24 protein-coding genes and 1 pseudogene are annotated in these 19541 nt (G+C 50.2%); all 25 read right to left on the reverse strand.

The features are described from left to right. Positions 1-89: 89 nt before the first annotated feature. Positions 90-545 (reverse strand): annotated as a pseudogene (locus HMPREF0860_RS08785) (L-serine ammonia-lyase, iron-sulfur-dependent, subunit alpha); the annotation flags it as partial. A gap of 103 nt (positions 546-648) precedes the next feature. Then, complete coding sequence (locus HMPREF0860_RS08790) at positions 649-1440, reverse strand: DNA adenine methylase (RefSeq protein ID WP_038080219.1); 792 nt, start codon at positions 1438-1440, stop codon at positions 649-651. Between the two features lie 224 nt (positions 1441-1664). Then, a complete protein-coding gene (locus tag HMPREF0860_RS08795) occupies positions 1665-2264 on the reverse strand; it encodes a recombinase family protein (protein ID WP_021329113.1) in 600 nt (199 codons plus the stop codon). Positions 2265-2628: 364 nt separating this feature from the next. Next, positions 2629-4083 (reverse strand): hypothetical protein, encoded by a 1455-nt coding sequence (locus HMPREF0860_RS14015; protein ID WP_021329208.1) that lies wholly within the window; start codon positions 4081-4083, stop codon positions 2629-2631. Positions 4084-4092: 9 nt separating this feature from the next. After that, on the reverse strand, positions 4093-4632 hold the full coding sequence (locus tag HMPREF0860_RS08805; RefSeq protein ID WP_162147008.1) for a hypothetical protein: 540 nt from the start codon (positions 4630-4632) through the stop codon (positions 4093-4095). 4 nt (positions 4633-4636) lie between these two features. Further along, positions 4637-5713 carry a baseplate J/gp47 family protein gene (locus tag HMPREF0860_RS08810; RefSeq protein ID WP_021329176.1) on the reverse strand — a complete coding sequence of 359 codons (1077 nt, stop codon included), beginning with the start codon at positions 5711-5713 and terminating at the stop codon, positions 4637-4639. Next, positions 5700-6041 carry a phage GP46 family protein gene (locus HMPREF0860_RS08815; protein WP_021329210.1) on the reverse strand — a complete coding sequence of 114 codons (342 nt, stop codon included), beginning with the start codon at positions 6039-6041 and terminating at the stop codon, positions 5700-5702. The genes HMPREF0860_RS08810 and HMPREF0860_RS08815 overlap by 14 nt, the downstream gene beginning before the upstream one ends. Beyond that, positions 6028-6579, reverse strand: coding sequence for a hypothetical protein (locus HMPREF0860_RS08820; RefSeq protein ID WP_021329149.1), 552 nt, complete (start codon positions 6577-6579; stop codon positions 6028-6030). The genes HMPREF0860_RS08815 and HMPREF0860_RS08820 overlap by 14 nt, the downstream gene beginning before the upstream one ends. Continuing rightward, a complete protein-coding gene (locus tag HMPREF0860_RS08825) occupies positions 6576-7703 on the reverse strand; it encodes a hypothetical protein (protein WP_021329109.1) in 1128 nt (375 codons plus the stop codon). The genes HMPREF0860_RS08820 and HMPREF0860_RS08825 overlap by 4 nt, the downstream gene beginning before the upstream one ends. Continuing rightward, on the reverse strand, positions 7696-9006 hold the full coding sequence (locus HMPREF0860_RS08830; RefSeq protein ID WP_021329206.1) for a DNA circularization N-terminal domain-containing protein: 1311 nt from the start codon (positions 9004-9006) through the stop codon (positions 7696-7698). The genes HMPREF0860_RS08825 and HMPREF0860_RS08830 overlap by 8 nt, the downstream gene beginning before the upstream one ends. Before the next feature lie 2 nt (positions 9007-9008). After that, positions 9009-11012: a phage tail tape measure protein gene (locus HMPREF0860_RS08835; RefSeq protein WP_021329185.1), complete on the reverse strand. Its 2004-nt coding sequence runs from the start codon at positions 11010-11012 to the stop codon at positions 9009-9011. 163 nt (positions 11013-11175) lie between these two features. Continuing rightward, on the reverse strand, positions 11176-11496 hold the full coding sequence (locus HMPREF0860_RS08840; protein ID WP_021329100.1) for a phage tail assembly protein: 321 nt from the start codon (positions 11494-11496) through the stop codon (positions 11176-11178). Positions 11497-11505: 9 nt separating this feature from the next. Beyond that, positions 11506-11859 (reverse strand): phage tail tube protein, encoded by a 354-nt coding sequence (locus HMPREF0860_RS08845; protein ID WP_038080194.1) that lies wholly within the window; start codon positions 11857-11859, stop codon positions 11506-11508. A 13-nt stretch (positions 11860-11872) separates the two neighbouring features. Further along, positions 11873-13333, reverse strand: coding sequence for a phage tail sheath subtilisin-like domain-containing protein (locus HMPREF0860_RS08850; protein WP_021329200.1), 1461 nt, complete (start codon positions 13331-13333; stop codon positions 11873-11875). A gap of 28 nt (positions 13334-13361) precedes the next feature. Then, positions 13362-13898, reverse strand: coding sequence for a hypothetical protein (locus HMPREF0860_RS08855; RefSeq protein WP_021329104.1), 537 nt, complete (start codon positions 13896-13898; stop codon positions 13362-13364). Further along, positions 13895-14353, reverse strand: a complete 459-nt coding sequence (locus HMPREF0860_RS08860; RefSeq protein ID WP_021329126.1) for a phage virion morphogenesis family protein — start codon at positions 14351-14353, stop codon at positions 13895-13897. Before HMPREF0860_RS08860 ends, HMPREF0860_RS08855 begins: the two co-directional genes overlap by 4 nt. Beyond that, positions 14353-14784 (reverse strand): phage protein Gp36 family protein, encoded by a 432-nt coding sequence (locus HMPREF0860_RS08865; protein ID WP_021329131.1) that lies wholly within the window; start codon positions 14782-14784, stop codon positions 14353-14355. Before HMPREF0860_RS08865 ends, HMPREF0860_RS08860 begins: the two co-directional genes overlap by 1 nt. Then, a complete protein-coding gene (locus HMPREF0860_RS08870; protein WP_021329191.1) occupies positions 14781-15182 on the reverse strand; it encodes a hypothetical protein in 402 nt (133 codons plus the stop codon). The genes HMPREF0860_RS08865 and HMPREF0860_RS08870 overlap by 4 nt, the downstream gene beginning before the upstream one ends. A gap of 12 nt (positions 15183-15194) precedes the next feature. Then, the gene (locus HMPREF0860_RS08875; protein WP_021329125.1) at positions 15195-16103 is read right to left on the reverse strand and encodes a Mu-like prophage major head subunit gpT family protein; all 909 of its coding nucleotides are present in this window, start codon (positions 16101-16103) and stop codon (positions 15195-15197) included. A gap of 2 nt (positions 16104-16105) precedes the next feature. Next, positions 16106-17083 carry a phage protease gene (locus HMPREF0860_RS08880; protein ID WP_021329124.1) on the reverse strand — a complete coding sequence of 326 codons (978 nt, stop codon included), beginning with the start codon at positions 17081-17083 and terminating at the stop codon, positions 16106-16108. A gap of 62 nt (positions 17084-17145) precedes the next feature. Beyond that, positions 17146-17589, reverse strand: a complete 444-nt coding sequence (locus tag HMPREF0860_RS08885; RefSeq protein WP_021329106.1) for a Mor transcription activator family protein — start codon at positions 17587-17589, stop codon at positions 17146-17148. Continuing rightward, positions 17586-18038: a regulatory protein GemA gene (locus HMPREF0860_RS08890; protein ID WP_021329139.1), complete on the reverse strand. Its 453-nt coding sequence runs from the start codon at positions 18036-18038 to the stop codon at positions 17586-17588. The genes HMPREF0860_RS08885 and HMPREF0860_RS08890 overlap by 4 nt, the downstream gene beginning before the upstream one ends. Before the next feature lie 99 nt (positions 18039-18137). Beyond that, positions 18138-18479 carry a CopG family transcriptional regulator gene (locus HMPREF0860_RS08895; protein ID WP_021329171.1) on the reverse strand — a complete coding sequence of 114 codons (342 nt, stop codon included), beginning with the start codon at positions 18477-18479 and terminating at the stop codon, positions 18138-18140. Positions 18480-18489: 10 nt separating this feature from the next. Beyond that, entirely contained in the window at positions 18490-18669 is a 180-nt protein-coding gene (locus HMPREF0860_RS08900) for a hypothetical protein (protein ID WP_021329156.1), read from the reverse strand. A 9-nt stretch (positions 18670-18678) separates the two neighbouring features. Beyond that, positions 18679-19539 carry an ExeA family protein gene (locus tag HMPREF0860_RS08905; protein WP_021329114.1) on the reverse strand — a complete coding sequence of 287 codons (861 nt, stop codon included), beginning with the start codon at positions 19537-19539 and terminating at the stop codon, positions 18679-18681. Positions 19540-19541 lie beyond the last annotated feature (2 nt).

Raw genomic sequence — 19541 nt, forward strand, 5'->3', positions numbered from 1 at the left:
AGTATTGTTAAAAACCGGAGTTTTCGGACAGCCCTATTTTCCCGGATGCATTAGGGTACTCGGAAACTTCGGTTTTTAGAAGCGCACAGTCAATTTTTTCCGAATACTTTCTCTTTTAATTTTTGCGCGGTGGGAGTCGCCGCAAGTCCCCCGAGCGATGTCTCGCGCAGAGAGGACGGCAGGGCTTCTCCGACTTGGCGCATCGCAAAAATGCATTCGTCCGCGGGGATTTCCGATGAGATGCCGGCGAGGGCCATATCGGCGGCTGAAAAAGCGATCATAAGAGCTGCCGCATTGCGCTTGATACACGGAATTTCGACAAGACCGGCTACCGGATCGCACACGAGACCGAGCTGATTGGAAATGGCAATGCCGCACGCGTCGGCGCATTGTGAAGGTGTGCCGCGCTGCAACTCGACAAGGGCTGCGGCAGCGATCGCGGCGGCGCTTCCGCATTCCGCCTGACAGCCGCCTTCGGCGCCGGCGATGTTCGCTTCGTTCGCTATGACCATGCCGAAAGCACCTGCGGTAAAAAGCGACATGATGAAACAGCCAGAGAAAAAAACGCAAAAAACCGGAGAATATAAATCTGCAAACAATCGCACAGTATGTAACTAAATTGCATAAAATATATTCCCCGGGCGTATATTAATCCAATTTTATCGGATAATTAGCCGTCAAAACCTCGATTTTTTGTACTGTTTTACCCAGCTGCGAAGTCATAGGCTTTGCCATTTTTAATTCAACTTGATACCAGCCATATCGTTTCGCCATTGTTGAAAGCCCTTCATTACGAAACGAACTCAGAAGAAACCTTCCCTTAATCACTGCAAGCAATGCCAAAAGCTTGTCGAAATCATCTTGATCGTAGCCGTCGTAATGTCCTTGAAAAGAACCGACGTACGGCGGATCGAGGTAAAAGAAAGTGTCTTTTGTATCCCTCGAACGAATAACCCTCAGCGCATCACAGCATTCTATTTGTACGTTCTGCAACCGTATCGCAATCGCTTCGGTAAATTCGCTGCGCTTGTGTGCCAGTTTACGAGTTGCAGCCCCCGCTCGGTCATAACCGAAACCTGCGATAAAATTATTACCGAATGAACAGTTGCCCAGCATCCATACCGCCCATGCACGCTTGATACGATCAAACATCTCCGGATTTTCATACACGACTTGCGCATGCCTGTGCAGCTTTCGGCTGTGCAAACTGATTGCGACCTCTGCCTGTAAAGCTGAAAAATCACGCTGTAATACCTCATAAAAATTGATAATCTCAGAGTTTATATCGTTGATGATTTCAACTTCAGACGGTACCTTTCTGAAAAATATCGCCGCTCCGCCGATAAACGGCTCGCAGTACACCTTGTGCTCCGGAATAAGCGATACAATTTTGCCAGCAAGCTGTTGCTTGCCTCCATAATATGAAAGAGGAGTTTTCATACAACAACCCTTAAAATAGATTGACATAAACCGAAGGACTAAAACCGCCGATCATATACATACCTGTACAGGTCGGGCGGGAGCAGGTTATCCTGTAAGTGGGCAAACACTTATCCGCGGGTTGCCGCTCGCGGGTTTCTGCCTGTTACTATCATATTCCGTACCATACGCTTGTATGTGTTAGCCGCTGTTAATACTGCATATATTTCTAAAAATTGTTAATGCTATTTTATCTTTCGCTTTACCATATATCTGTGTAATGTTATCCAAGTAACACCTAATTTTCGTGCAATTTCTGATTTACTCTTACCCGCGAGACGTGCACGGCGTATTTGTCCGCCTTTACCTGTTAGTTTATAATGGCTTGATTTCTTCCCTTTCGGACGCCCGAGTTTAATACCTGCCTTTACGGCACGTATTAAACCGGCTTTTGTCCTATCGCTTATAAGCTGGCGTTCTATTTCTGCCGAAAGGCCGAAGGCAAAGGCAAGCACCTTGCTTTGTATGTTGTCTCCAAGCTCGTAGCCTTCTTTGATTGCGCGCACTTGTACGCCTCTATCCATAAATGTCTGTAATACATTCATAATCATCATCAACGATCTGCCCAGCCGTGAAATTTCTGTGATTATTACGATGTCGCCGGGGTTAACATCCTTCAAAAGTTGACCTAATTTTCGCTTTTCAGGATTTTTAATCCCGCTGACCGTTTCTGAAATCCATCGAATATGATGTAGCCTGCGGAATTTACAGTAATTTTTAATTATTATTTTCTGATTTTCCGTTGTTTGCCCGTCCGTACTTACACGAATATATCCGTAAACCATTACATATACCTCCGGCAATTATGGTATACGGATTTACGACAGCTAAAATTTAAACGGGCAATTTAGCTAAACAAGAAAGTCAAAACAAAAATCACAGTCATAACGGAACTACTGGACATATGTCCGATAATAGTAATGGGTATTGGTCGTCAAAAGGACTCAAAGACTATAACGACAATAGCTACGGGGGTAATATAAAGGGCACTTATCCACAGAAAGGGTGTGGAAGCCAAGAAACAAGACAGTGGAATTCTTATGGCTTTGTCATCGATGTTCAACACACCCATGCTTTTACAACATCAAACAATGGCGGCAATGAAGCTCGTCCTGACAATTACACTTTCCGTATTTGGTTACGCACAGCCTAAGCAGTGCGTAGCCAGAGATTTATAGTATAATTACCCGGTCTCGTTTCAGTATCTCCCGTTAACGACACAGAGCCTTTTGCGGTTACAGAATGTGTATGCGAGACATCGATATTTAGCTTGTAAGGCCTTGCACCGTTTGTACCATCTTCGTTTTCTGCATAGATTTGTTCGTTATCCCACGAAAGAGGAGCAACAGCTCCCATTTTACCTTTGTTTGTAGGGGGTCTCACGTAAGCATAACCTCTGCTGTTTTTACTCATTTCGCCTGTAGTAACGGCAGAGCCGGAAAACGAAGCTACTAGGTTATTTACTGCTGTACTTTGTTTTTGTGCAATTAAATTGCCCGTTTTTTCTATAAAGGCCGCCGCGTTGCCCCCTGTCGCGCGGAAGAACGCACCGGCATACTGCTCTTGCAACTTCCATTTTGTACACACAAACAAATCGGTCGGGCTGGTTTGCTGCGGATATTGTACATACACCTCTCCGATGCGCGGACACGATAACCCTTCCCATTTATTCCCGTTCCAAATGATTGTCTGTATCTGTCCCGCCTGCAAGGTTGAATCTCCGTCGCGCGCAGTTGTCCCGCGTATGGCATGGTCTTTCTGCGTTGAGTTAATAATCTTTACTTCAATGCCTGCGTATGTGCCGTTACCCAGCGTCAAAATTACCGGAGATGCAGCTTTCACAACAATGGTTTTGTCGTACTCGATCGTCCCCGTATCGTAAGAGTCGGTGACGGTTATGTGCGTTCCGCCCTGCGTCTCCAACCTCTGCTTTCCGCCATTCCATCGCACAAAGGCACCGTCGCTCATTTCTGAGCTTTCCGCCCGTGTCGCAAGCGGCTGCGCGTCTCCCTCGTCTCCGACGCGCGCCGTGCCGGTTTTATCAAAAGCAAGAACGCCGTTCTTTGTACCGTCGTAACGTTCGGCAATCAAACCGGCAAGCGCATTGCTCGCTAATGCAGCAACCGCTCCTTCGCGCAGGTGTATCATATCTTTTTTTGTGTACACATCTTCCGTATGAGTGATTTTGTTTGCGCCTTTTTGTATGATATCGCCTTCGACTGTGAGCTTTTTAAGTGCAACGACGCCGTTGATGATGTCGTCGATTTCTTTCTTCCGCGCGATATCGGCTTCCGTCGCCGGTGCTGCAACTTGCGCCCGGCCGGCAGCATCGCGCATAATACCCTTGTTTGCTGCAGTCGCAGAGACAAACAATTCTGCAAGCTGTGCTCCCGATATATTGTTCGGCGTACCGCCCAGTTTTGTGATCAATCCTGAAAGATTGTCGAGTATGAGATTGATCGTTTCCGCCGGAATAAAACTCGGTTTAACAAGCGGATCGTCAAAACTTCCGTTTGTAAATTTACCGGATGCATCGACTCCCGGCCACTGTACTTTTTCACCGAAAATCGTTATTTCTTCATTCTTCGGATACATACCTGCCATACTGATCTCCTAGTCGTAAAAAAAATAAATAATCATATTCGCTAAAAGCGTTTCCCGTATCGTTCGTTCGAACTCCGCTTTCGAAGCGGGGTTTTCAATTTCTGCCTTTATAAATAAAACGGAAAAAGATGCCGGCGTACACATACGGTTTATGCCGATACGAGTGTGTCCGAAAAAAGCGGAACGGTAGGGGTAATATACGCGTTTTATTTTTGCCGCATAAAGACCTGCAACTTCCTCCAACACGGAAAGATTGATATGTCCGCGCCGCTTTGTTAAAAGCAACTTCCGCCGTAAATCGAGCGGCAAATCCGTATATATTGCACCCAGTAACACCCGTTCCCAATCGTCTATCATGGTATTTGCCGTTTTCGGCGTCGCTTCTTGGATCAAAAACGGAAAGCGGTTTTTAAATCGATGCAACTCTTCCGCTTGTTTTTCCACCCATTTTGAAACATCGCTTTCCGGGTCGTCAAATTGAACATCCCAGTAGATGCCGTACGGGAAGAGCTTTCTGATTGCTTTTTTATATTCAGTTGTGCTATGCACGAGTTTATTTGACGGCAAAGCGCACCGTCCCCCATACCGGATATTCCAGTATGGTTGTCGTAAATTCGCCGTGCGAACCGTTTGTCAGTTCCACTTTTGCCCAGCTGATTTTGATACCGTCTACGATAGCGTCGCGAAAACTGCCTTCCGTATAGCGTACTCCCGGACGCGCCGAAGCGTTGAGATAGGTCTTAATACGTTGCTCTGCCGTGCTCTGATTTTCGCTGCTGCTTTCGGCTGCCAGTAACGTTATCGTCATGTCGATCGGGCGCAAAGTCGGTGTGCGCACGGTGTACAAAACGGGCGGTGCGACTGAATCGATGTATGACGTAACTACTGACAAGTTGCCGACCTGTGTAATGCCGTTGAAATGATCGCCGGAAACAACCTGTATCAATAATGCACCGAATATGCCGAAGTTCTTAAACTCGAACGCTTTCGATACATCTGCAGACGAGTCGACCGCCCACGCCGCAAAGTCTCCGATCTTACCGTAGCGCGTCGTGTTGCGAAGCGCGAGCAACACGCGGGAAAGATATTCCTCATCTGTTTCTTCGTCAACTCCGCCGACTATACCGCTTCCGAGCGTAATCGCTTCACTCGAAAGCCCCGTTGGAATTGCCGACGACAGCTTCAGCTTTTGCCCTGAAGCGAGATTTGATGCAGCCCCCGCCTCTTCTGCCTGTAGCCATATTTCCGCTTTACCGGTGCTGTCTATTTTTGTTGCTTTATCGGTAAAATACCGCTTACCCGATGCCGATGTGTACACAAGCCCCGCCGGAACGGCCGTTCCCGGAACTCCTTTAACTTCGGCTTGCCCGACCGCTGATACCGCATACAACGGCGGAACTCTATCCGACCAGTGCATCCGAAGATAGTCGCCTGTCGCCGTATCCGGAAACAGCTGGTCGGCCAAAAACGACAGATCACCCAAAAGCTGGTGATACATACCCGCCTGTACTTCCGAGAGAACGCGAATAAGATTATGCCGCGCGGTTTGATCAAGAGGTTTAAATCGGCTCATATAGGCCGCGTACATACGGTCAAGCAAAACCGCAAGCGATTCCCTAACTAACGCCATACCATACATCCTTTATAAATACCGTTTCACCGGCGGCTTTCGTAACCGTCAATGTATAATCGATTTCGTTTTTTCCGCGACGCTCGGCTGTACACTGTATATCTTTTACAAGTCCGTCCTGTTTGAGCCACGCAAGGCTCTCCAAAATCGCCGTACGAACCTTACCCGCTGTCGTTCCGTCAACTTTTCCTTCCTGTCGAAGCACCCACAGCTCCGAGCCGAACGAGGAGTCTGCCCACCAGCGCCCTTTATCGGTTCCGATGCTCATCGCGACAAGCTCTTTAATATCCGTCCAGTTTTCAAGTTTTACCGGTTCAGCCTTGCCCATGCTGTACCTTCTTGTTTTCTATCTGCGAGAAATTTTCTTTATTTACGAGCGTTTCAAGAGAGGCAATCATGCTCGATTTAAAAGTCGCTCCTCCGTCTTGCGGAGAGACTGCCGCCGTTTTAACCGCATTGATGATGCCGTCTATGCGGGCGGTCATCTTTGCAAGCTCCTTTTTTAATTCCTCGATCTTGATAAGACCGCCGAAGTCCGTACCGTTGAGTTCTACGGTTTTATCGGAGCGGACGATTACAAAGCCGCCGTCTTTGCTCCATAAAGCCGCATCCCCGTCTTTGAGTTCCGGCGCACCGTCAACGGAACATATCGGAAGCAAAACATACGAACCTGCGTTTCCGCCTTGACTTAAAACGACAGCTTTTCCTTCTTTTGCTTTTGCAAAAAAACCGTACTGGAACAATTCTTCCGTTTCGATCGTGCGGCAAAACTCCGTTTCAACCGTTACGGTTTTATCGTCGCGAGTTTTTAAAATGCCGAAGTTGAAGACGTTTCGTATCTTTGCATACAGCTCGCTCAAATTCATTTTTTCACCTGTATGGGAGTTATATTGTGTTTCGCGGCAATCTGCTCAAGCCGGGACATCTTTCCCGTCTTTTTCGCGGCAATCGCAGCCCCTTCTTTTCCCATGTATACTTCAGGATTTACCAAGCTCACCGTGCAGTCAAAAGCGGTCGGTTCTGCGCGATATTCGACTTCACTGATCATCATTTTACCGTCAATACCGGCCGACGGTATGTAAACAGGGATTAGGAAATTCGGATTGAAAAAAAGCTCTTTTTCTTCTGTACTGCTGAAACTTTTGATCTGCTCGTCGGTCAAGCCCCAGCCTGAAACGGTTACTTTTATCGTCCGCTTTCGGCGGCGGTATAATTCGATCGATGCGCGACGCTTTGCTTTTTCCTGATCAAGGTTAAAGTCCGAAAGATTGAGCGTTAAAACCCGTTTGTTTTTGCAAAGATTATCGATCGCAGTACCTTGCACGCCGCTTGAAACGACGACGTACTCATGGAATTGTTCGGCTCCCGCTTCGGTTGTTTCAACCGATTTGATGTTTGTTCCTTCGGCTAAGATAAAATGCCACTGCTCCGCATCGCGGCCGGATTTCGTAAGGTACAGATTGCCCGCTTCATTTGACGTGAATACATAGCCTTGATTGTCCGCAGCGTTTAACAATTTCGTCCACGGAGACTCGCAGTCCCATTCAAAACTCGATACCGTTTCAGTGTTATTTTGTCCGCGAGGTAAATGGTCTACAATAATATCAAAATGCCCTGCAATCGATTTTGCAACCGTTAACAAATCGCTGCCTCCGGCCTTGCCTGTCCATGCAGAGTCAATAATGTCCCGGGCAGGAGAGCGTCCCAAAACCGTGATGTATTTTCGACCGTTGTCGGTCGTATCGGTGATCTCGTCGATAAGCACCGTCGTCACTCTGAGGTTTCCGTTGTTATGCGTTATGTATTTGTTATAAAAACGCACTTCGACAGTATCATGTACCGCGATGTTCGTGCGCTGGCTTACCGGCAGTTCAAGTGTAAGGCTGTGGCAAATCTCATCGAGCGATTTTGTGATTTGGATTCTGTTCCAAACAAGCGGCTTAAAGTTGCGCGTACCTGCAGGAGCCGCATTGACGACGATTTTAGACATAGCGTACCGCTCCTTTAAGCACAAAGCTGTCTTCAATGGTATTCAGTGCCCGCAATACCGTCTCAGCGGCTCCGAGATAATGCGTCAATGCCAACATCGGCATAGCGCTGTTAAGTGTGATTGAAAGCTCTTGGCTCAACTGTCGAGCGGCAAGTTCTTTCGATACGGCGATGCGTAAATCGTTTACTGCTTCATAGACGGCGGGATCGCTTCCGTCCACGCTTTGCTCAAGCCGTTCATATAACGCAAAAAGATTTGCCGTCTTATCGTATGACTGTGTTATAACATCCGGCAAAATCTGCGCCGCGCTGTATAACGCTGCAGCCCTGTACAAGTTTTCCGTTTCCCTTTTTGTCATAACCTGTTTAACAGTTACTGCTTCGATAGGCAGGCTGTATTTGTATTCTGTAAAAAAATAAAAGAGCGCGTTTTTTTCATTGTTTTTTATACGGAAAAAAGCAGCCGTTTCATCTGAAGCATTTTTGATCTCCGAAATCCCCGTAACGATCTTTCCTGCTGAAGCGAACAATGCTTCGGCGAGTGTTTTCGGAGAACGTATCCCTTGTGCCAAAAGGTTACTGAGGCGGGAAGCCGCATTGGTCATTTCGTTTAATTTTCTAAAACTGCCTTGTATGCGGCCGACGGTCGTAAAAAGTCTTTGCCGTATAAGGTTAAACGAGTTTACAAGCACTTGGTCTGCAGTATTGCCTCGAAGCCGTTTTTCATACGTATCCGTTACCGCAGTTTTTACCGCTTCCGCCGCTTCGGGGATGGTTTTGGTAAGCTCTCCTGTAAGCTCCCAGCGTTTTTCAACAGGGCATCCCGCACGGGTAAAGGTCAGCTGTATTTTGCATTGTCCGGCTTCTTTTGCCGACTCCTCGATATCCCAGTCGACAACGATGACGGGAAAGCGTCCCCAAAGCGGGAGACTGAGATATCCGGGATCGTCGTCCGTCGCCGGAACCCGCAGCGCCTCAACGAGCGCGTTCCGATTTTTAATATAGTTGTCGCCGCGTAAAAATCCGGACACGGTGATACCGTGCGGTTTTTCATTGAGCGGAGTCGAAGACCACAGCCCGAAAAAAGGATACTCTTCCGTGTCGACACTCAATCCGGCCGAAAGCTTCATGCTTTCATAAATAAACGGTACCGGAGCTTTTTTCGGTGCTTGATAGCTTGTCTGCGCCGGAGTGTCGCTTGCACGATACGCAAGACGTTTTTCATTTTCTCCTCGTGTCGCTCCGTATGCCATTCGCCAGTTTTCACTTGCAGGAGCGGGTAAGTCGGCGTCCCAGTTGTTCATGTTTAATACGCTCCTCTCGCTTCTACGATGCGACCGGTGTTATAGATAAACGGCGTCGAATTGGATCGTATTGCAGCACTTACCGTCGGCTTGTCACCGGTAACATTGACGTTTACATCCATGACGGCAGTTCCTTCGAGCTTTGCCGTTTGCTGTGTTTGCGGCAGCCGTTCCATCGACGTAAGCTCTTCCTTTATGGCTTCCGTCTGCGGTACAACTTTATCACGACTGAAAGCGCCGCCGATCGCTTCTCCTGCTTTTCGCCCGAGCTTTCCGCCGAGCCATCCGACCGCAGCTCCTCCTGCCATGCCGATCACTCCGCCGATGGCGGTTCCGATTCCCGGAGCGATTGCCGTCCCGATCATCGCTCCGATCTTACCTGCCGCGAATGCACCGGCGGCGACACCGAGTCCCGTACCGACGGTCGTTCCGATTGCATCTCCTATTGCGCCGCCTTTCCCGCGTGCCTTTTGCTTTTCGCTTAAATTTTCATTCGCATTGATACTGCGCACTTCGTCGATCGCCGCAAGCGTCTTTACCGCTCCGGTCGTGACTGTCTGCAGCACACCCGCCTGTATTGCCCCCGCGCGGAAATTCCGTGCATTTGCGTTCATAATTGAGCCGAGTGTCTGTGTTACACCCGCGCCCGTGCCTGCGCTCTGCGGCATACCGGTTGCCGCACCGAGTCCGCTTTGCCCCATATTGGTAACATAGACGGGCATTCCGCTCGCAGCCCCTTGTCCGAGGCCGAGAGCAGTCTGCATCTTGCCGCCGGTTAAACTTTTAATACCGTTTGAAATCGTACCGATAAATCCCGACAGAGTTGCAAGTCCTTTCACGGCGACGATCGCACCGAGTCCGTATTTAATCGTATTAAATACTTTTTCCATCCGCTCCGGATTTTCAGACAGATACGAAAGCAAATCATTGAGCCGCTCCAACGGCTTTGCCAAATTCGTATCGGCAAATTTCAAAAAAGTCGTCTGCAGATTCTGCAGGTTCGCTTTCATTGTACCGGCCATCCTGTTCGATTTCGCTTCAAGCGCGCCGGTTGTGTCTCCTAAATCATCCGTCAGCTTTTTATAGTTTTTCCCGTACTGCTGAAAAGCGCGCACGGCTTTCATCGAAGACATCCCGAATATTTCACCCAGAAAGTCCGCATTGCCTTCTTTTTCCGCAACGGCAAGTGTATCCTGCATAATGTCCGCAAGGTCGCGAAACTTGCCGGCACTGTCGCGAACGGCCACGCCGATAAGCCCCAGTTTTTCCTGTTTTTGAGGATCGGCAAGCTCCGACATTATGGCATCGAGAGAGGTAACTGCGGCCTCTTCATTCTTTGTTCCGGAGATAAGGATCTGCATCACCGCGCCGAGTTTTTTCGTATCTTCGACGGAGTTTCCGATGGGCGAGTATGCGGATAAAACGGCCTTTGCGGTCTTCGCGAATTTGCCGAACGTGTACTCGCCCTGATCGCCCTGCTTTACCATATCGTCCATAAGCTGGCTGATAGAGGATGCGCTGTAGCCGAACTTTTGAAACTCTGAAAAAACATCTCCGATACTTTCGCCCGTTTCTCCTGTCGCTTGTAAAGCAATGGCGATATTTTTAATATTGTCTTCGACATATTCGAGGTTACCGGTTTTCGTCATAACGACGTCGAGCGCATCTATAACCTTTGACGGGTCAATTTTAATATTCGGGTCTTGTGCGGCTTCAAAGATTTTCTGCTTTAATTTATTAACCTGTTCCGCCGATGCGTCGGCTGTCATACCCATGCGGGTAAGACGGGCATCCATATCGATGATCTGGTTCGACGCGGCGCCGAGAGAGAGCGACACACCGAGCGCGCCGAGCTTGGCTGTCATTCCCGAAAAAACGCTATCGACTTTATTGACGGCAGACATTGCTGTAGACGCAAATTTTTGCGTAGCGGCGCCGGCACCTTTTATCTCTTGAGAAAATTTGTCTCTTAAGGAAAGCAGTACGCCTGTTTTTATGTCAGCCATTATTTTATTCCGTTGACAGTCTTATAGTTTTTTACCGCTGCCGCATGCCATTTCTTGAGTTCTTTCCACGAAAAACTCAAAATAATGGTATACGGCAAGGACGGTAAAAGGCTCATAAGCTCGGTTACCGTTTCAAATAAAAAATCGTTTACTTCGGCAGCGGTCAGTCCGCCGCCTTGGTAGGGTCTTCTCCCGTGTTTGCCTCGTTGCTCGGATCTTCGTAGTCCGCTTTCAGTCCGAAAAAGACCGCGTAAATCTTTTGCAGATCGTACCGGATAGTCGCCCAGTCGCGCGGGTCGATCTCCTGCAAAAGCGATTCGGGCTCTCCGGTGAGTCCCGACAAAAGAGCAATGTCCGATGCTACATCACCAGCCGCATGTCCGTCGGTGCGCATAAAGTGCTTTACCTTCGGCTGAGAAAGCGTCAGTTCCGAAACGGTTCTTTCTCCGAGCGTAACCGGATGCTTCAAATAAATCGTTTTCACAACCTCTCCTTACACGAGCTTCTGGCTCTTTGCCGAGTTGTACGTCACTTTAAGCTCGCCCTTAGAAAGCTCTACCGCCTCTGTTACCCATGCAGCGGGCATCATGTGCTGACTGCCGCCGGACAAAAAAATAGTGAGTGTATCGTTTGACACGTTCGCAAATTCCTGCGGGTCGATCGCAGCGTTCAGCGTCAGCACAAGCTCCGCCGCTGTCGGCGTTTCGACATAACCTGTGTTTTCATGTACTTCGCCGACCTGTGTTTCCCGTTTGAAGCTCGACGGCTTAAACGTCGCGCCTCCTTCCTTTAAGGGCAGCTCTCCCAAACTTGTCGATATAACCCGTGATACTTTTAACAGTTGCATAAGTATTCTCCTTTTATTTGAATTGATTGAGTCCTGCGCCGATGAGGAACTGACCGATTAAAACCGGCTGATGCCGATATTCGAGCCGTGTTTTGCTTCCGGCTTTCACTTCGACAAGGATTGACGCTTTATAGCTTTCAAAGTCCTGACACCAGTTTTTCTGCCCGATAAAAACCGTTTGGTACAGGTCGGCCAAAAAACTCCGCCAGATTCCCGGCGTCATCACCTTCGCACCCGCGCCGAAGTTTTCGTCGGTGCTCGCGAGTTTCCACGCCTTAAAACGTTTTTTCGCTTCGGCGTTGATATAGGTGCGCACCGCATCGACGGTTTCGACGACCTGAATATCGAGGTAACTCGTATCGCGCCCGCCGTCCGTGTTTTCTGTGTAGCTCGTGACGAGCCGCTCGATAAGCACGTTCCCTGTCGGATCGAGCCGCCACGTTGCAACGCCTGCTTCAAGCAGTTTTTGCCGCGTGGCAAAATCGTATTCGCTGTCGGCACCCAAGCCCGTGATCTTCGTATCGTACGTGTTCGCACTCGGATCATCCGCAAGCACTCTGCAGGCAGAAGCCGCAAAGCGGGACGCCCACTCACACGGAAGTGATACGGCTTCCCCGCGCGGGATAAGGCAGATATGAGGAGAGTTGATTTTTACCGCCTGAGCAAGGATCGATCCTGCTTCGCTCGCGCTTCCGACATCTCCGGAAAGAGCGACGAACGCGCGTCCGCCTATTTGCCGCGTTGCAGAGTATCGGCTTTCAAGCTCTTCCGCCAAGAGTTTGATACTCGCTTCATCGTCAAAGTCAAAGACGATGTAATTCCACCGCTTTGCACCGAGCATTTCAGGGAGCTTTGAAAGGTCTGCAACTCCCGTTCCGTCGGTTTTCGTTCCTGCCTTTACGGTAACGCCTGCGGCAAGGCTTTTTACCTCAAGCGTGTTTTTGTTCCCTGCGGCTCCTTTATAAATAGAAGAAAAGGTGATTTTTCCCGCACCGTCGGCAGTCGCTTCGATCGGGTTGTTTTCCAGCCCGTTACACGCGGCGACGATTGCGGCGGCAATCTTATCGGCTGTAAGCCCTGCACTAACAGCTGCCCACACGCCGCGGCCGTTGACGGTAAGCATAACGCTTCCGGCTCCCGCATTCGCGGCTTCCACCGTATATTCCCTTTTCCATGCCGTTCCCGCGGCCGGCTCGTCGATCGGCAAAACGTACAGCTTTTCGGTTTTGTTGATCGACAAAAAAGATGCGGCCATAATCGAAACAGGGCTTCCGTAGCCGCAGGCATCTGCTGCTTGCGAGGCGCTTACGATATTCACGGGTACTCCTGCCTGCGCCTTGCCGGTCTTTGTCTTTACGCCGACGATGAGGGCGGTTTTAATATCGCCCGTTTCGCCCGCTAAACTGTTATCGATCTCTTGATACTGTCCCGGAACCAAAAGGCCTGCCGGAATTTGCGTAAATGCTATCGCCATAATTTCCCCCATAAAAAATAGTTTATCTTTACTCCAAATTGACTATGTCATCGGCAGTTTGTTTTTCTACAACCAAATTGCCGTCGTATCCCTTAAACCAATCCAAATCATCGGGCAATGTGATGCCGCCGTCATACACTGCCCGAGCCATAAGACACCACCGTACCGCCCAGAGCGTCGCGTTGATCTTATCGAGTGACCCCGTATACAGGCACTGCGCGTTTATCTTTGTTCCGCCGCCGTAAGACACGGGATTGTCAATTTTTTTTATAACGCCGACCAGCGCCGAAACGAGGGACAAAGCACCGTCATACAGGCGGTCTTTATTGTCCGCCCGGTGTAGCACCCAGCTCACAAAATCGATGTAGCATTCATCCGCGACATCCTCGTCGTTTATCCCGACAAGCGACGTTAAAATCGCAGGTGTTGTCTGCATCAAGCGGCGGATTTCACCCTCGTCAAAATTACCCGGATGTGCGGCGACCTTTACCCGCTTATCGTTTGCAAACGCCGCCTGTATCTGCTCAACCACACTGTTCCGTATATCCAAATATGTCGCTTTCATACTGCAATGTGCTCCTTAAGCCACACATCGATTAAGTTTGCGAGCTCTGATATGTCCTGTGTGGACAGCCCGATAAAAGGACGAGCAGGCATTCCTCGTTTTGTTCCTTCCTGTAAATAGTCGGCGTACTCTTTCGTCGCGCCGGTCAGCAGTACAGCGCCGGATACCTGCGATTCGATCGTGTCAAGCAGTTCGCCCGTACGCCAAAGCGGAGGTCGTGCACTTGGAAAATGCTTTAACAAATACTGCCGTGTTTTTTCGGCAAGCTCCGCCCATGTTTTACCTTCGGGGTCTCGCTTCGTGCTTTCGATACGCTCCGATATTTGCGTTTCGATTTCAACGCCGAGACTTTTTAAGAGACTGTTCTCTTGTGCCGGCGTTAAAGCATAGCCCTTGAGCTTTTTAGCAAGAGTTTCAATCTCTTTTACATTTACCGAAACACAAGAGACTCCCATTACAGCACCTTGCCTTTTTTCCAATAGCGCGGATCGTCCGCATCATCGGCGCCCCCTGCGACAACGACTGACGCTTCCTGTAAATCCGGACCGGATAATCCGCCTTTAAACTCACGGTCTATCTTTTCTAAGAGCTTTATGCTGTCGCTATACCATGCCCTCTGATCTTCGCTCGACGTTACTGTGTCCGTTAAACGGTGTACAGCGATGTCAGCACAGATACCTTGTAATGCGGCCGCAAACTGCGCCGGCACGGGATCGATGATGTCGTTGTCTTTTAACAGCCACGGAAGCTGTGCGACGATGATCCCCGTCGCGTCGGTGAGCGCAAGCTCCACGCGAGCGACATCGAGATTGCCGTCGTCGGCAATCGGCAGCGAATGAGGCGCCGCCCGCTGTTCCAGCTCCGAAGCCGTTAAAAGCGTTTTCATTTTACTTCCTGTGCGACAAGCCACGGATCGACAAGCAGAATGTCTGCAATGTCTTTCATAACTTCGTATTCCGCGTCGACTTGAGCGAAGCACAAGCCTGCGCGGTAATATGTCGGCCGTCCGGTTTTATTCCGGACTTTCAGGCGGATTTTCTCTCCGCCTGTGTCTTCGCCGTCATTCGCCTTTTCCGCTTCTTTCAAAGCGGTTTGCGCGGCGTCGAGCTTTTGTTTTGCTGCCGCCACGCCCTTCGTAAGACCTTCAACCTGTTTTTTCAGTTTTTCGTCTTCGGGTTTTTCCGCAAGCTCTTTTTGCGCTGCTTCCAGCTTTTCGCTCGCAGCCTGCAGCGCCTGTGCCGCTTTTTCGGCGGCGGCCTGTAACTGTTCAGTTTTCTTTTCCATTTCCGCCTCCGATTACAGCCACTGACAAACGACGAGCTTGACGCGGTTATAGTCGACGTTCGATTCGCCGCCGGCCAAATTCTGTTTCAGCAAAATCGCTTCGGCCGCAGCACGGTTTGACGCATCGACAACGAGGTGCGTCGCCTTCAAGCCCAACGAATCGCCGCCGTCGCGCTTAAACGCTTCCATCATGCCGAAAGCCTTGCCGAAGTTTTCAGGCGTCAGCGCTTCTTTTGAGGCAACCGCCTGCTGCCACAGTCCGTACCCCCAATTTCCGCGGTAGCGGATGCCGTAGAGATACTGGTCTTTCATAAAGACCGTATTGTTTTGTGTGTCTTTAATTTCATCGAACTCAGGCGCAAAGCGCTCCTGCATAATGAAGGGCTTCAAGGGACGATCGAGGGCAAGCAAAAACCACGGTTTCCCGCTTCCGGCTCCGAGTACGTTCGATGCGGGCGTGTTTGTGCCGGTACCGTCCGTTTTTTCGTAGACCGGATGGTCGGTGTCGAAAAAGTTTTGCCCGTCGTAGCAGAGAGCGGTAAAGCCGCCTGCCATGAGCTTTGCGATCTGCCGCCAGAAAAAGGACACTGTCTCCTGTCCCTGCGACTGGGCAAGAACGCGGTACTGACCAAGATTGTCGTCTTCGATGTCGGTACGTTCAATGCCGAGTGTCGCTTCGTATTTTTTGTTTTCGATCGTGTATGCAAACTCTTTCATGCTGTTCACGACACGGTCGCCGATCCATTCGCGCATCTGCGGGAAAGAGCCGAGCCATGCATACGAGTTTGATTTTGTGTTGCTCGTTATGATCGTAACGAGCTCTTTGTAGTCTTCGCGGGCTACCGCCGCGTCGAACGCCTGTCTGAATTCCGCGCGCACCATCGTGCGCAAAGCCTGTAAGGTGCTGTCTTTGATTATCATAGTTATTTACCCCCTTTGATTTTGAGCCACTCTTCTTTCGTGTAGCCCATCGCCTTGCAGAAGGATTCTTCTTCCGCGTTGAGTTCTGCCTGCGTTTCGGCAGCAGGCGGCGTGCCGGAAGCTCCCGAAGCACCACCCGGAATGAGTGCAGGAGAGCTTTCCATGATCTTTGCAAAGTTTGAAAGCCCTTCTTCTGTCGCACACATCGCAAGGTATGCGTCCTTGCTTGCAGGGGCGATCTTTCGATCGGCGACAGCTTTTTCAACAGCGGCAATCGCCTTTGCCTTAAGCTGTGCGGCGTTCATTTCGGCAAGCGTCTTTTCCGCTTGAACCGCTCGCGCTTCCATCTGCGCCAGATCCGCCCGCGGCGCATAAGCGGCAAGATCGACCGTCTGTGCGCTGTTGGCCTGCGTTTTAAGAGCGGTGATCGCGGCAAGGACTTCGTTGTCGGTCGCGGTTTCGGGTAATCCCAATGCCGCGCAAATTTCCTTTTTCATTATGATCTCCTTTGCCGGATTATCCGCCGGCGCGGTTTGTGTACTGTTGAGGTTTTGCAGTTCGAGGTTGGGACTGTTGGTGAGCGCGGCGCGCATTATTTTAATGATCTCCCCCGATGCGTCGCATTCAAACACGGGAGAGATATAGCGATACTCCTGATTTTCAAGCGCAGCTTTTCCGCGAGACGTCCATACGGCATCAGCCCAAATCGAGCCGTCTTCTTCCGCACGTACGTTCGTAAACCAACCCATTGCGGGCGCGCTTTCACCGCGCGGCGCCTTCAAGTCGGTCGCGTGATTTTCATCGATAATGTGTTGCGGCAAATACTCGTTCGATTTTTGCGCAATGGCATCTGCGCTGCGCTTTGTCCAGCGCCGACCGTCGCGACCTGCAACATACTCGCCTGCAGGCAACAGTTGTATTTTGTCCGGTATTTTTCCGCCTTCGAAGTTGAGGCATAAAAAAAGACTGTCGGTATCCATACCCAACAGTCTAGTAGTTTTTTGTTTCCGACCTGTTATAACGACCGTTAATAAAACCGCCGCTAAAAATCGAACGCGCGCTGCGATGCGGCAGCCTTCGCTTTTTTCGCCTGTGCTTCGCCCGCATGCCACAGCCGGTAAATCTGCGTAAGCGAGCAGTTATATTTGCGACATAAATCCCTCATACATTCCTGCGTGCCGTCGTATGCGCTATGTACTTCGAGCGCAATCTGCTTTTTAAATGCCCGCGTTTCGAGTGGTATATAATGCTGCACCCCGCCGTACAGAGTTGCGATAACATCCAATATCCGATCCGCGACCGCTCCTCCGACGGCATCCGTAAGGATCCCCCTGATTTGCTCTGCGAGATCGGTGTCGGCATGTACCGGTATATAGATGTGCTGCCCGCCGTAGTAGCGGGCAAAATGCCGCAGGGCACAAAGAGCATCGTCGTAGTCCACCCCTCGATCGACAACATCTCTTACCATGTCCTGCAATAAATTCATCTTGCCTCCGTAACCGCTATACCGTCCGGATCGTAGCCGGCACCTATCATCATCGCCCGCAATGCGAGCGTTACCTTTTGCGCCGAGTACACGTTCAAAAAACGCAAATGCACGGCGCCGGTGATCCGCCTTACAAAACGGTTCAGCGACCGCTCCGTTTTTTCTCTGCTGACCAACTCCCACATCCCCTTGATGTACGCGAGCTGTGCATCGCTTGCAAGCCCGCGATCGAGATCCGTTACCGGCAGTCTTTTTACCGCAAAGCCGAGCGATTTGAACGCTTTGAAAACCCGCTCCAACTCCGCGACGGTAAGCTCCGCGCTGCTCGTCTTTCCGCCGACACCGCTAAGCAGTGCGCGATAATCGCCGTCGCTCATCTGCAGTTTGCTCTTTGCGACGTGGATAAGCTGTATGAGTTTTTTCCGTCTGTCTATCTTTTTTCCAGCCATTTTGTATGCTCCTTACGCCTTATGAATTTTCAGTTTATTTGTGCGAAAACTCCGACGGACAGCGACATTGAAATCGCTATCCGCGCTACAGCGGAAGCCTCACGGTGCGCCCACTTCATCGACTTTGATATTTTTCCCGACAAGTGCCTTTTGCGCCGCTGTAAGCGGATTTCGCTGCATAAAGTTTTCCATCGCGTACGTCGCAAAAGATGCCACCGTACCGAACCGCTTCAGCCTTACATACTCCGTAACTTCATCGCTGTTTTCCAAAGACATAACGATTTCCGCGACATTGCCGCTTCGATTTGCAGAGCGGAGCGCTTTAAGTGTTATGCTTCGTACCAGTGCCGCGCTTCGTCCCAGTCCTTCCGTCTGAGCCATCTCTTCCAGCGCCTTTTGTTGTTCGTCCGTTATTGTGATTGAAATCCTTTTACCGCCCATCTGTATCCCCCTAAAATAATTTTGTCTGCAGCGCATCCGCCATTTTCTGCCGACGCTCCGAAAGTACGTTATCTACCTGCTTTTCAAGCTCTTTGCTTTTATGCAGGTTCGACGGTGCGGGACACCCGAAATAATTTTTTTGCGCTTCCCGCATCCGTTCCACCAAATCTGCAAATTCTCCGACTGTCATACCCGCCGCCTACAACGAGTTCACCACATCGGCATTGACGACGGCGCTCCCCAGTTCCGCCGCAAGGTTTATCGCCTTTCTCGTCCAGTTGTTTACGAGCAGAGGGTAGGCGATGCTGTACACCTGCTGTTCGTTTCGCGTCTGCCGCCTGAGCTTCATCGCGAGCGCGTCGCATCCGTCGTCGGTGATGATCGTTTTTCTGTCCCGATCGAGCCGCGCAAACTTTGTATCAAGATAGGCTGCTATCTCTTTGCCGCTTTTAAGCGGTTCGAGTTCCAACATTTCCATACGGCGGATAACTTCGCGCGCTTCCCAGTTTTTCGCCTCGTCGAGCTTGCCTTTCATTTCGGGCTGTCCGATAAGGACAATCGCCAAGAGCTTTTTAAACCCGTCTTCGAGTTCCCAAAAGCGTTTTAAATATTTCAGCGTCTGCACATGCAAATCGTGCGCCTCTTCAATCATCAGTACGTGACTCCAACCGGCACGGCTTGAGTTCGTCAGAATGCGCTCGATCTGCCGCGCCTTTGCTTCAAGCGTCCGTTTCGGATGCTCTTCCGAGCAATCCTGTATGATCGCATCGCAAATGCTCGATGCGGTCAGTTTCGACTTATCGATGATGCGCGGGATGATCACGCGTACCTTTTGCCCTTCCGTTTGCATACGATCGATCGCGTAACGGCGGATCGTCGTCTTGCCGCTGCCCGATTCACCGATAAGAGCGACCATCCCGCCGACACGCGCCGTCTGATACAGATACTCCGCGATAAAACGGGTATCGCTTGTCATGTATACGTCTTCCGCTTTTGTTACATCACCCGTAAACGGGTCTGCAACGATTTTAAATTTTTTCCTCGCCTGTAACGACAACATAC

Source organism: Treponema socranskii subsp. socranskii VPI DR56BR1116 = ATCC 35536 (assembly GCF_000468115.1).
GTDB lineage: Bacteria > Spirochaetota > Spirochaetia > Treponematales > Treponemataceae > Treponema_D > Treponema_D socranskii.

Bases quoted from the DNA above. Each gene is read 5' to 3' on its own strand.
- HMPREF0860_RS08790 (WP_038080219.1), bottom strand. From the start codon at position 1,440: ATGAAAACTCCTCTTTCATATTATGGAGGCAAGCAACAGCTTGCTGGC.
- HMPREF0860_RS08795 (WP_021329113.1), bottom strand. From the start codon at position 2,264: ATGGTTTACGGATATATTCGTGTAAGTACGGACGGGCAAACAACGGAA.
- HMPREF0860_RS14015 (WP_021329208.1), bottom strand. From the start codon at position 4,083: ATGGCAGGTATGTATCCGAAGAATGAAGAAATAACGATTTTCGGTGAA.
- HMPREF0860_RS08810 (WP_021329176.1), bottom strand. From the start codon at position 5,713: ATGGCGTTAGTTAGGGAATCGCTTGCGGTTTTGCTTGACCGTATGTAC.
- HMPREF0860_RS08815 (WP_021329210.1), bottom strand. From the start codon at position 6,041: ATGGGCAAGGCTGAACCGGTAAAACTTGAAAACTGGACGGATATTAAA.
- HMPREF0860_RS08820 (WP_021329149.1), bottom strand. From the start codon at position 6,579: ATGAATTTGAGCGAGCTGTATGCAAAGATACGAAACGTCTTCAACTTC.
- HMPREF0860_RS08825 (WP_021329109.1), bottom strand. From the start codon at position 7,703: ATGTCTAAAATCGTCGTCAATGCGGCTCCTGCAGGTACGCGCAACTTT.
- HMPREF0860_RS08830 (WP_021329206.1), bottom strand. From the start codon at position 9,006: ATGAACAACTGGGACGCCGACTTACCCGCTCCTGCAAGTGAAAACTGG.
- HMPREF0860_RS08835 (WP_021329185.1), bottom strand. From the start codon at position 11,012: ATGGCTGACATAAAAACAGGCGTACTGCTTTCCTTAAGAGACAAATTT.
- HMPREF0860_RS08845 (WP_038080194.1), bottom strand. From the start codon at position 11,859: ATGCAACTGTTAAAAGTATCACGGGTTATATCGACAAGTTTGGGAGAG.
- HMPREF0860_RS08850 (WP_021329200.1), bottom strand. From the start codon at position 13,333: ATGGCGATAGCATTTACGCAAATTCCGGCAGGCCTTTTGGTTCCGGGA.
- HMPREF0860_RS08855 (WP_021329104.1), bottom strand. From the start codon at position 13,898: ATGAAAGCGACATATTTGGATATACGGAACAGTGTGGTTGAGCAGATA.
- HMPREF0860_RS08860 (WP_021329126.1), bottom strand. From the start codon at position 14,353: ATGGGAGTCTCTTGTGTTTCGGTAAATGTAAAAGAGATTGAAACTCTT.
- HMPREF0860_RS08865 (WP_021329131.1), bottom strand. From the start codon at position 14,784: ATGAAAACGCTTTTAACGGCTTCGGAGCTGGAACAGCGGGCGGCGCCT.
- HMPREF0860_RS08870 (WP_021329191.1), bottom strand. From the start codon at position 15,182: ATGGAAAAGAAAACTGAACAGTTACAGGCCGCCGCCGAAAAAGCGGCA.
- HMPREF0860_RS08875 (WP_021329125.1), bottom strand. From the start codon at position 16,103: ATGATAATCAAAGACAGCACCTTACAGGCTTTGCGCACGATGGTGCGC.
- HMPREF0860_RS08880 (WP_021329124.1), bottom strand. From the start codon at position 17,083: ATGGATACCGACAGTCTTTTTTTATGCCTCAACTTCGAAGGCGGAAAA.
- HMPREF0860_RS08885 (WP_021329106.1), bottom strand. From the start codon at position 17,589: ATGAATTTATTGCAGGACATGGTAAGAGATGTTGTCGATCGAGGGGTG.
- HMPREF0860_RS08890 (WP_021329139.1), bottom strand. From the start codon at position 18,038: ATGGCTGGAAAAAAGATAGACAGACGGAAAAAACTCATACAGCTTATC.
- HMPREF0860_RS08895 (WP_021329171.1), bottom strand. From the start codon at position 18,479: ATGGGCGGTAAAAGGATTTCAATCACAATAACGGACGAACAACAAAAG.
- HMPREF0860_RS08900 (WP_021329156.1), bottom strand. From the start codon at position 18,669: ATGACAGTCGGAGAATTTGCAGATTTGGTGGAACGGATGCGGGAAGCG.
- HMPREF0860_RS08905 (WP_021329114.1), bottom strand. From the start codon at position 19,539: ATGTTGTCGTTACAGGCGAGGAAAAAATTTAAAATCGTTGCAGACCCG.